General features: G+C 37.4%; 10 protein-coding genes. 5 read left to right on the plus strand and 5 right to left on the minus strand.

All coding sequences use genetic code 11. The annotated features are described in order from the left end of the window. Positions 1-285, plus strand: a 285-nt coding sequence (locus tag N3F66_13410; protein MCX8125141.1) for a cation-translocating P-type ATPase C-terminal domain-containing protein, incomplete at its 5' end; no start/stop codon positions are given. 262 nt (positions 286-547) lie between these two features. Here the strand turns inward: N3F66_13410 and N3F66_13415 are convergent. Beyond that, positions 548-1,198 carry a response regulator transcription factor gene (locus N3F66_13415; GenBank protein MCX8125142.1) on the minus strand — a complete coding sequence of 217 codons (651 nt, stop codon included), beginning with the start codon at positions 1,196-1,198 and terminating at the stop codon, positions 548-550. A 413-nt stretch (positions 1,199-1,611) separates the two neighbouring features. On the opposite strand from N3F66_13415, the gene N3F66_13420 reads away from it, so the two are divergent. Then, complete coding sequence (locus tag N3F66_13420; protein MCX8125143.1) at positions 1,612-2,979, plus strand: MFS transporter; 1,368 nt, start codon at positions 1,612-1,614, stop codon at positions 2,977-2,979. A 147-nt stretch (positions 2,980-3,126) separates the two neighbouring features. On the opposite strand, the gene N3F66_13425 is transcribed toward N3F66_13420, so the two are convergent. Continuing rightward, positions 3,127-4,302, minus strand: coding sequence for an acetyl-CoA C-acetyltransferase (locus N3F66_13425; protein MCX8125144.1), 1,176 nt, complete (start codon positions 4,300-4,302; stop codon positions 3,127-3,129). Positions 4,303-4,629: 327 nt separating this feature from the next. On the opposite strand from N3F66_13425, the gene N3F66_13430 reads away from it, so the two are divergent. After that, positions 4,630-5,757: a hypothetical protein gene (locus N3F66_13430; GenBank protein ID MCX8125145.1), complete on the plus strand. Its 1,128-nt coding sequence runs from the start codon at positions 4,630-4,632 to the stop codon at positions 5,755-5,757. 142 nt (positions 5,758-5,899) lie between these two features. Beyond that, complete coding sequence (locus tag N3F66_13435; protein ID MCX8125146.1) at positions 5,900-7,204, plus strand: DUF5982 domain-containing protein; 1,305 nt, start codon at positions 5,900-5,902, stop codon at positions 7,202-7,204. A 62-nt stretch (positions 7,205-7,266) separates the two neighbouring features. On the opposite strand, the gene N3F66_13440 is transcribed toward N3F66_13435, so the two are convergent. Then, positions 7,267-8,121, minus strand: a complete 855-nt coding sequence (locus N3F66_13440; GenBank protein ID MCX8125147.1) for an SGNH/GDSL hydrolase family protein — start codon at positions 8,119-8,121, stop codon at positions 7,267-7,269. 325 nt (positions 8,122-8,446) lie between these two features. On the opposite strand from N3F66_13440, the gene N3F66_13445 reads away from it, so the two are divergent. Then, the gene (locus N3F66_13445) at positions 8,447-8,896 is read left to right on the plus strand and encodes a hypothetical protein (protein MCX8125148.1); all 450 of its coding nucleotides are present in this window, start codon (positions 8,447-8,449) and stop codon (positions 8,894-8,896) included. Positions 8,897-9,110: 214 nt separating this feature from the next. Here the strand turns inward: N3F66_13445 and N3F66_13450 are convergent, their stop codons facing one another. Both N3F66_13450 and cysK read right to left on the minus strand, forming a co-directional pair. After that, positions 9,111-10,388: an O-acetylhomoserine aminocarboxypropyltransferase/cysteine synthase gene (locus tag N3F66_13450; GenBank protein MCX8125149.1), complete on the minus strand. Its 1,278-nt coding sequence runs from the start codon at positions 10,386-10,388 to the stop codon at positions 9,111-9,113. 13 nt (positions 10,389-10,401) lie between these two features. Beyond that, the gene (cysK, locus tag N3F66_13455; GenBank protein MCX8125150.1) at positions 10,402-11,319 is read right to left on the minus strand and encodes a cysteine synthase A; all 918 of its coding nucleotides are present in this window, start codon (positions 11,317-11,319) and stop codon (positions 10,402-10,404) included. Positions 11,320-11,323 lie beyond the last annotated feature (4 nt).

Here is an 11,323-nt window from a genome sequence, read left to right on the forward strand (position 1 = left end):
GTATTGTGCTTGAGCCAGATGGGCCATGTGCTTGCAATACGGTCTGACAAAGAGTCATTGTTTACGCGTGGCTTATTATCAAACAAACCCTTATTGGGGGCATTTGTACTCACATTTTTGCTTCAGATGGCAACTATCTACGTCCCATCCCTCAATCCAATTTTCAAAACACAACCTCTGACACTTGAAGAATTATTAATCACTTTAGGATTATCATCAGTAGTATTTATTGCAGTTGAAATTGAAAAATATTTTAAAAGAAGAAATGAATTACGAGTTTCATAAACAAGTGAATCTGATGGCATCAGGGTAAAAAATTTAAAGGATTTTTACAGGAGCTGTTTGTGGCAATATTTGAAGTCATATAAATGTAGTCAAAATATTAATTGTAAGGCTTCTAGAGACTAAATTCCATCAAGATATTTTTCATGTCTATCATAAAGTAAGAAAAGATTTCAAACAAGGTTTGATATAACGACAGTAAAATACTATATAATATTATTTTTGGAGCAGATAGCTCTTCAATAAAAGCCTGAGTCAAGCTATGTTAAATCATAGCCATGTAGTAAGCATATTTGATTAGACCAACATGGCTGGTAATTCCCAATTTTGCCATGATGTTTGATTTGTGGTTGCGTACAGTTTTTTCGCTTATTTGCAACATCTTTGCAATCTCTTTAGTTGAGTGTTCTTTTGCAATCAGTTTCAAAATTTCTTGTTCCCGTTTTGTCAACGCAGATAATCTTCTTGAAGTTTTATTCTTTACCATTATATCTTCAAGCACTTCATCGGGCAACTGCGGAGCATAAAAGCTATTGTGAACCATGACATGAAAAATTGCAGCCACTAGATGGGAAATTGCAATTGATTTTGACAGGAAAGCAGAAGCACCTGCTGCCAATGCACTGGCGGCAAGAGTTTCATTAAAATACCCTGAAAGTATGATGATCTTTGCATTTGGTACAATTTTTAAAATATTTTTGCTTGCCTCTATCCCATTTTCATTTCTAAGCCGCACATCCACAATACACACATCAGGCCTGGATGATTTTATAGCTTCAGAAGCCGATGATATATTTTCAGATGTGCCTACAACTTCAATATTATCAACAAGCTCCAAACTCTGAGCCAGGGTATCCCGCACCAGGTTTTCATCCTCTATGATAAAGACCCTTATAAGTTCAGGTACAATTGCCATATATTTAATCCAAATTTGTTTTTTTATTTTTTTGCATTTTATTATACATCAAAGATTATTTTAGTCAATAGGCAAATGTCCTAATTAATTATCGTTTTTAATAAAAAATCTTTTTTATTGTTGTAAGTCAAATTTTATAAACTTCATGCTCACTTTTCCCAATAATTAAGAAGTTTACCCTCCATAATGTAGTAATGTACTTTTTTAAGGTGCTGAATTCTATTATGAAAGGATTTACTAAATAACTTTAATTTATATAGAAAGATTGCAACTAACTGGTAGAATAGTACACTATAGGTATCTTTTAGCAATATACTTATCACTCACAAACACATTCTTTTATGTTTTTTACAGTAACATAATGCAATTACAATGCTCTTTAAATTATTTATAATTAACTGGATTATAATACTATGGAAAGGTTACATACTGCAAATAGAATAACAGCTTTAACTGTCACTACATTGGGGTCATTGCTTACTTCATGCATGGGATCCTCAATCAACATTGCACTCCCAATTATAGGCAAGGAATTTTCAATTGATGCTATTGTATTAAGCTGGATTGCCACATCGTATCTTTTAGCTGCAGCTATATTTCTTGTTCCCTTTGGTCGTCTTGCAGACATGTACGGCAGAAAGAAAATTTTTACTTACGGTATTTTTCTCTATACACTATCGTCATTCCTTACGGCAATTGCCCAATCAGCTTTTGTTCTTATTATATTCAGAGTACTTCAGGGAATAAGCGGGGCAATGATTTTCAGCACCGGCGCTGCTATGCTTATCTCAGTATTTCCACCTCAGCAACGTGGCAGGGTACTGGGTATTAATGTTTCCTCGGTTTACCTAGGACTTTCAACCGGTCCATTTTTAGGGGGTATTCTAACTCATCATTTAGGTTGGCGTAGTATTTTTGCAGTGAGTGTTTTTGTGGGTTTGCTAATACTTGCATTGATTTACCATAAACTTGAAGGTGAATGGGTTGAAGCTGATGGTGAAAATTTTGACTTTATAGGATCCTTAATTTACGCAATCGGTATAACTTTGATAATGATTGGATTTTCTATGTTGCCATCCATATTGGGAATATTCATGATATTAACTGGCATTTGTTGTGTTTTGGTTTTTATAAAATGGGAAATAAGTACTGAACATCCTGTTTTGGATATTAATCTTTTCAGGAATAATACTGTCTTTACATTTTCTAACATTGCTGCATTAATTAATTACAGTGCAACTTTTGCGGTAACATTTATTGTCAGCTTATATCTGCAATACATTAAAGCTATCAGTCCACAGAGTGCAGGGATGATTCTCATATCACAACCGGTAACAATGGCATTATTTTCACCACTAGCAGGTAGGTTGTCTGACAAAGTTCAACCACAGGTGATTGCCTCATCAGGAATGGTGTTTACAACAACAGGGCTTCTCTTATTAACTTTTTTACATTCTCATACTACATTACTGTACATCATCATATGTTTAATACTCATAGGGTTTGGAATAGCACTATTTTCATCCCCCAATACAAACGCAGTGATGAGTTCAGTTGATAAAAAATATTATGGGGTAGCTTCCGGCACACTGGGAACCATGCGGCTGACAGGACAGGCTTTCAGTATGGGTATTGTAACATTAATATTAGCGTTACACATGGGAAGAGTTAAGATAACTCCTCAATATCACGTGGGATTTTTAAAAAGTTCTAGATTGTCTTTTATCATAATTTACAGCGTTATGTTTTGTTGGTATATTTGCTTCACTTGCACGAGGTAAGATTACACGATAATCTTTTTTAGAGGAAACGTCTGCAAACTAAATAATGAAATTTTATGAATCATATAATTAGATTTGGCATAAAAAAAGGGAGTATTTTCATACATACTCCCTTTGTTACAATATTATAGAAATTTTTATCAGTTACTATCGCTCAACCGTTAATGCATGCCCCATTCCACCACCAATACATAAGGTAGCTATCCCTTTTTTAGCATTACGTTTTATCATCTCATGGATAAGTGTAGTTAAAATACGGGCACCGCTTGCACCAATAGGATGGCCAATTGCTATCGCACCACCATTTACATTTACCTTTTCAACATCCCAACCCATCTCTTTGTTCACCACAACAGCCTGAGCAGCAAATGCCTCATTGGCTTCAATTAAATCTAATTCATGAACTTTCCATCCTGCTTTCTCCAATGCTTTTTTGCTGGCAGGTATTGGGCCTGTTCCCATTAATGCAGGATCAACTCCTGCTGAAGCATATGAAGCAATACGGCATAATGGAGTAATGCCAAGTTTTTTTGCCATGTCTGCTGACATTACTACTGCTGCAGCTGCACCATCATTAATTCCCGATGCATTCCCAGCTGTTACAACGCCATCTTTTTTGAATGCGGGTTTTAACTTTGAAAGTGCTTCCATGGTTGTACCAAATCGTGGGTGTTCATCAGTGTCAAAAAGTACTTCACCTTTTTTATCCTTGATAGGGACAGGAACTATCTCATCTTTAAATTTTCCCGATTTTATTGCCGCTTCTGCTTTTTGTTGGCTTTTCAACGCAAATTCATCCAGTTCTTCACGTGTAAGCCCCCACTTTTCTGCAACATTTTCAGCAGTTATGCCCATATGATACTGATTGAAGGCGTCCCATAATCCATCTTTGATCATAATATCTATTAATTTATCTTCACCCATCCGGTAGCCCCAGCGTGCTTTTTGCAATGCAAATGGTGCTGCACTCATATTTTCAATACCGCCAGCAACTATGATGTCGGCATCACCTGCTTTTATAATCTGCGCAGCAAGGCTCACAGATCGTAAACCCGAAGCACATACCTTATTTATAGTCATTGCAGGCACTTCGAGTGGAATGCCAGCGTGGACTAGTACCTGTCGGGCTGTATTCTGCCCTAACCCTGCTTGCAATACATTACCTAAAATAACATTTTCCACTTGCTCAGGTGTAATGCCGGCTCTTTTAATTGCTTCTTTAACAACAATTACCCCTAATTCAACTGCAGACACGTCCTTTAATGTACCACCAAATGTCCCCACAGGTGTTCGTACTATAGACGCTATCACCACATCTCTCATAAAGACCTCTCTATCTTAAAATTTTTTCATATAAATTTAATTATAATAGTAACTAAAAATTGTTTAGCTATGGTAATGCTAATAAACTATGATTACCTTGTAAAGAAAAATAATTATTATTGACATACGAGCTTATCCTGTATAGAGTAAGCACTCACTCTTTGGTGCTTACACAAAGGGTTGTTGATTCTTTTTGCTTTTTCACTTGAACTTATACGACTATTAAACAATACAATATATTTGTTTTATCCTACTGTGGGATATTTATACATTGGATTCAGGTAATATGAGAAATATATAAATATTTTATTCTATGGAGCTATCGCCATGAAAATTATTAAAATCATTGGATTGGTTATACTCACCTTCATCGTTGCTCTTACCCTCACCATTGCAGTGTGGTTAATTGGCCCAAACACATCACACGTTGATCCTTCACTTAAACTTGAAATATGGGAAGCTGTGAATGACGGAATGCATAATTCCAACACTGACATGGCATTTTTCAACAACTATTTTTATCTTGTCCATGCGTCATCTCCGTATCACTTTGCTACCCCTGAATGCAAATTGATTGTGTGGCGATCTAAAGATTGTAAACAGTGGGAGAAGCTATCAACTATTCAGATTCCTGGCGAAGACATCCGCGACCCAAAGTTTTTACCTATTGGAAATAAATTGATACTTTTTGTACTCAAAAGCATTGAGTTTACTGCTGAGCCATATTCAACAGCATACCTGATATCAACGGATGGAAAACAATGGAGTACATTACAGGAGATAGCTCACAAAGGGTGGCTTTTCTGGCGACCAAAAACTCCTGACGGAAAAACGTGGTACGCCCCTGCATACTGGCATCAACATGGGAAAGCTATGCTCTTCAAATCACACGATGGGATCAACTGGCAACCAGTTTCCGTAATTTATGAAGGCGATCGTTGCGATGAAACAGATATTGAATTTTTGCCTGATACAACTATGATAAGTACCCAGCGTTTGGAATATTCTGACAGCATTCTTGGCGACAGCCGTGCATCTACTGGTATACATACAGCAAAAGCTCCTTATACACACTGGACTGGTACTGAAGACTACAGTACTCGCCTTGATGGACCGGCACTGTTTTCATATAAAGGCAATGTGTATGCTATAGGAAGAAGAAACCCGTATACACCTGGTCTTCTGAATAAATATGGAAGCATCCTTGCAAAAAAGCGAACATCACTGTGGCTGGTTACTCCTCAAAAATTAGTATGGCTTTCGGATGTGCCAAGTGCTGGCGATACAAGCTATGCTGGATATGTGATACGTGGCAATACCCTTTATTTTAGTTATTACACCAGCGATATACACCACGATTATCCATGGATTCTTGGTATGATAAAAGAAAGTTCTATTATGATAGGAAAGCTCAATCTTGATTTACTGGAAAAGCTAGCACTTAGCAAGCTATAGCATGGATAAACATGCATCATATTACACTAACAGGACATTTTTTAAATTTTCTACTGGTAATGAATTTCTTACAGAGGTTTCTATAATCAAGATTTCAAAATAAACTGTGCAAGCTAAAATTTTTTTATTTTTGGAGGAATATATGAAGAATGCCGTAATTAGTTTAATTGTGATTGCTATGTTTTTTGCATTGCCTCATGCAATGGCCGCACGACTATCAGATGAGGATTTGGCAAAAAAAATTGAAGGATGGTATCCCACAGGGCTTCCGCTTGTCAATTACGACAGCGACAACGGTTTTGGCTACGGTGTTCGTGTTTATTTGTATAACAATGGTACACGAGACGATGAGTATTTTGCATATGCACCATACAAGATGCAACTGTATGGTCAGTTTTACCAGACAACCAACGGTTATCAGTATCACGAAATTAATCTTGATATGCCCTATATCTTTGGCACCAAATTCAGGATTATCACCTCAATTGCATATGACAAAAAAATTAACGCAAACTATTTTGGGCAGGGAGCCGACAGCGCAAAGGGCAAATTAACACTGTATAATAGCTATACAACTTCGTTTGAATATTTCAATAAATACCAGGATTATTTAGACTTTGCTGACAAGGATGAACGCTTTTTGAAGTATTACAATTATGAATACACCAAACCAAGTTATTTCCTAAATCTTTACAGGGATATAACACAGAACTTTAAATTTCTGGCTGGTCTTGAGGTTAAAAAAGTAACCATTGACACATGGGATGGCGAAAAGTTTGATGGTACACAACAAGGGCCAACTCTTTTAGAACAACAACAACCACTTGGTTATGACGGTGGATGGTCAAACTTTGGCCGTGTTGGTATCTACTACGATACCCGTGATTACGAGCCAGATCCAAAAACAGGATATCTTGTTGATTATGCTTTTGAGATTTCTGATAACAGTATTGGCTCAGACTACGACTTCACCCGCCATACCATTCAGCTACAATACTACTTTCCGCTCATCCCATCATTAACACTGGCGCTGCGTGCAGGCTATACTGATGCCAATGGTAATACACCCTTCTTTGAAATGGGGTATTTTGGATTTTCACTTAATCGACGCACAGGCCTTGGCAACAACCGCACACTCCGCGGTTACCGTGAGCAGCGGTTTGTTGGCCCCACCATGACCGTTGCAAATGCAGAACTACGATGGAAATTTGCAGAAGCAAAGCCGTGGGGACAAAATTTCCAGTTCAAAGTTACTGCTTTTTATGATGTTGGAAATGTGTATGATAAAGCGGCTGACCCGTTTACTGAACCACGGTTTAGCGATTATCACCATGGTTACGGTGGTGGACTTGTGATAGCATGGAACATGGCTACAATTGTGCATTTCTATTATGGTTTAAGTAAAGAGGACAACTCAGTATCTGTTGATTTCAGCCATACTTTTTAAGGCGATAGCTCCTTGCAATCAGGAAGGCTTTTGTATAGAAACGCCTTCCTGATTATATAGTATTATTGTTTTTCTTTTATAAGCACATCCTTTATTGCAGCTGCCAGTATTCTCCCGCCTTTCCCGTTGAGGTGAATGTTATCAGTCATATATGTTAAACCCCGTGCTTTTGAAATGTCATCCCAGTCTTTGCCAAAAATATAATGTTGCAAAATTGCACTGTACATAAACCAGATATCTGTTGTGTATGGCGCAATATCACGTTTGCCTGCTTGTATTAAATCACGGGTAAGGATCTCATTGAGCCCAATATACATTAATTTTTCTTTTTTAGCAATATCTCGTATTTCAGCAGAGTATTCAATTGTAAGCTTGAATGGAAGGCTGTCAATATTCTCACCCAGTGGGGGTAAAGAAATGAGGACAAGTTTTGCATTAGTTTTGGTTTTCAGAATTGAAACCAATTTTTTATAATTTTCTACAAACCACTCTTTTGTAGGCTTTTGCGGTAAGTTCCACAACTTTTTATATCGCTGATACTCCTTGTCATTAAGCGATCCTTTAAGGTCATTAGTGCCAATCAAAATAAATACAAATTGAGGCTGTAAAGCAACAACTGAATCCACAACCTCAAGAAGATTATACACTAACCGTGAGTTAATACCTTCGTTTATAAACACAAAATTTTGCAAATCTGGATCCTTTGCAAGAAATCCAACATAATCAAAACTCACCGTTGCATGCGTTAAGCTATCACCAAAGCACACTACAATCTTTTTATCTTTTGGTACAGTAGCCTGACGTATAGCCTCTGCATTATTTGCAGGAACTTTAGTGGCTTTGTAATATACATAGCCATAGACTGCACCCAGCAAAGTTATACAGCATATCAATATAATCAAAATTTTCTTTATCATACTATTCCTCCTGTTACATGAATATATTTTCTTCTTGCTATTTGCTAATGTTTGTATCAACATGGTTTTAATTTGTTTTTATTACATCATGTTATTTTATTATCTACAAGTACAAAATAATGTACATCCATTGATTTTTTTAATAGGTATTGTTACTTTATTCTTTATTAAAATGTTGTTTCAAATAAATAATACAAACGATATAAATAATAAATCGATTTAAATATTATAATTAAATGGATAGAGTTGTATTTAGAATATATAATTTAACCTTTAAAATATAAAAAATATTATAGCAATTCAATAGCATAAAAGGAGGAATACTATGGAATTTGAAACTACGACATGTATCGCACCCTCACACAAAGAGCTTGTAGAATATTATGCTAAAATATGCGATTTATCAGTTAGCAAGTTTATTATTTCTATGATTAATTATGCTGCAATGAAAGGGGTAAAAACGAATTCACCTTTTACCCATGTGCAATACAGAAAACGTGATGCTCGTAAATGGCAGCGACTTCATATTTGCCTAACATATCATGAATATGAGTTTTTGCTTGATATGAAGAAGTTATGGAAAATGAGTGTAGCGCGTTTAATTGAGTTTTGCATAGAAAATATACTTTTAGAATTTGTTGAAGCACTATTACAAGAAGAACATAACTATAGTTATCGGTTTATGCATTATACTTTTGACTTTTCAAGTGTAAAAAATATGCCTGCATATCGTTGTATATGGGGATTACCACCCGAAATGCTGGCAAAAGCATAGTTTATAATCACAATATATAAAAACAACTATCAATTATTGCTTTTGGAGATACTTCCATAGGGAACAATTATGGTCAATTGTTATGTAAAAAATCTACAAAGGCTACAGGATAGCTCACTTACAGTAAATTTAACTTTGTCATTATTTCTCACATAAAACATAGTTAATATACCCTTATAGTAAATAACCTGAACCTTTGTTAAAAACAGTAAACTTATTGTAAAGCCTCCTGTAGCGCTTCGATAATATCATCACTATGTTCAATCCCTATTGATAGCCGTATCAAATCAGGTGTTATTCCTGCCTGCCGCTGTTGTTCCTCTGACAACTGTGAATGTGAAGTACTTGCAGGGTGTAGCACCAAACTTTTTGCATCACCAACATTTGCTAAATGCGAAAATAACTTCACCCCATTTATAAACTTGACTGCACTTTCATATCCACCTTTAATACCAAAGACTACCATGCCACCAAAACCACCTATAAAGTAGCGAGTGGCTACCTCATAAGAGCTATCGCCCTCAAGTCCAGGATACCGTACCCATGCAACGTTTATATGGCTTTTTAAAAATTGTGCTACTTTCATTGCGTTGTCGCTATGCCGCTGCATTCGCAAGGGGAAAGTTTCAAGCCCCTGTAAAAATATCCACGCATTATCAGGCGAGATTGCAGCTCCTAAATTGCGCAGCGCAACAAGCCGCATTCTCAATATAAATGCAAGAGGATTGGCATCACCCAGGTCATGGGCAAATCGTAAACCGTGATAGCCAGCATCAGGTTCATTGTATAGTGAAAACTTTTTGTCAGTCCAGTCAAAGTTACCCGCATCAATCACAATGCCACCAATAGCAGTGCCATGTCCACCCAGCCACTTTGTAAGCGAATGTACTACAATATTTGCACCATAGTCAATAGGCCTGAAGTGATACGGTGTTGCAAAGGTATTATCCACTATTAGGGGAAAATGATGTTTTGACGCAATTTTAGCAACCTTTTCAAAATCTGGTACACCAAGGGTGGGATTGCCAATAGATTCAATGAATATTGCACGTGTCTTGTCATTGATGGCATCTTCATACGCGCTGTAATCGTTGTAGGGTACCATTTTACAGGTTATACCAAACTGTGGTAAAATTGCATCAAACATAGTATACGTTCCACCATATAAATTGCTAGCACTTATAAACTCATCCCCTGCTTTACACACATTAATGATGGAATAGAATATCGCTGAAGTTCCTGATGCAAGCGCCAGTGCTGCCTTACCGTTCTCCAGCATTGCAACGCGTGTTTCTAGCACTTCCTGGGTAGGGTTCATTATGCGCGTATAAATAAAGCCTTTTTGTTTCAGTGCAAAAAGGTCAGCTCCATGCTCTGCTGAATCAAATACATAAGAACTGGTTCTATACACTGGCACGGCACGGGATTTTGTTTCATCAATGCTCTGCCCACCATGCAATGCAATTGTTTCTATGCGATAGTTTTTATTCATACATCCCCCTTACCTAATCAAATAGCCATGTACTCACATAGCGCTCGCCTGAATCTGGCAGCACCACAACAATCGTTTTTCCTTTGCTCTCAGGCCTTTGAGCTACTTTAAGCGCTGCCCACATAGCAGCACCCGCTGAAATGCCAGCAAGTATCCCCTCATGCTTTGCTAATTTTTTGGCGATAGCTCCGGCATCAGCTTCATCAACAGTAACTATCTCATCTATAATATTCCTGTTGAGTACCGTAGGAATAAATCCAGCACCAATACCCTGGATTTTGTGCGGCCCTGGTTTTCCTCCAGAGAGCACAGGTGACTGTGCCGGCTCCACTGCAACAACTTTCACTGAGGGTTTATGTGTTTTAAGCACTTCACCCACACCGGTTATAGTACCCCCGGTGCCTACACCTGCTACAAAGATGTCAACTTCACCTTTTGTGTCATTCCAAATTTCAATGGCTGTGGTTTTACGATGAATTTCTGGATTTGCAGGATTATCAAACTGCTGAGGCATGAATGCATTTGTAGTTTTAGCAACTATCTCTTCCGCTTTTTCAACTGCACCGCGCATTCCACGTACCCCATCAGTAAGTACAATCTGTGCACCTAACATTGCCAAAAGCTTCCTCCGTTCAATACTCATAGTATCCGGCATGGTGAGTATCAGCTTATATTTTTTTACTGCTGCTACAAACGCCAGTGCTATACCAGTATTGCCACTTGTTGGTTCCACAATAACAGAGTCAGGATGGAGCAACCCTTTTTGTTCTGCATCTAAAATCATAGCATAGCCAATACGGTCTTTGACACTGGATAAAGGATTACGCGACTCCACTTTAGCATACACTGTCACACCCTCAGGTGCTAGGGTATTAATTTTAACCAGCGGTGTGTTGCCAATCGTTTCTATTATGGTATTGTATGTAGCCATTGGA

It is taken from the genome of Spirochaetota bacterium, from assembly GCA_026414805.1.
Taxonomy (GTDB): domain Bacteria; phylum Spirochaetota; class UBA4802; order UBA4802; family UB4802; genus UBA4802.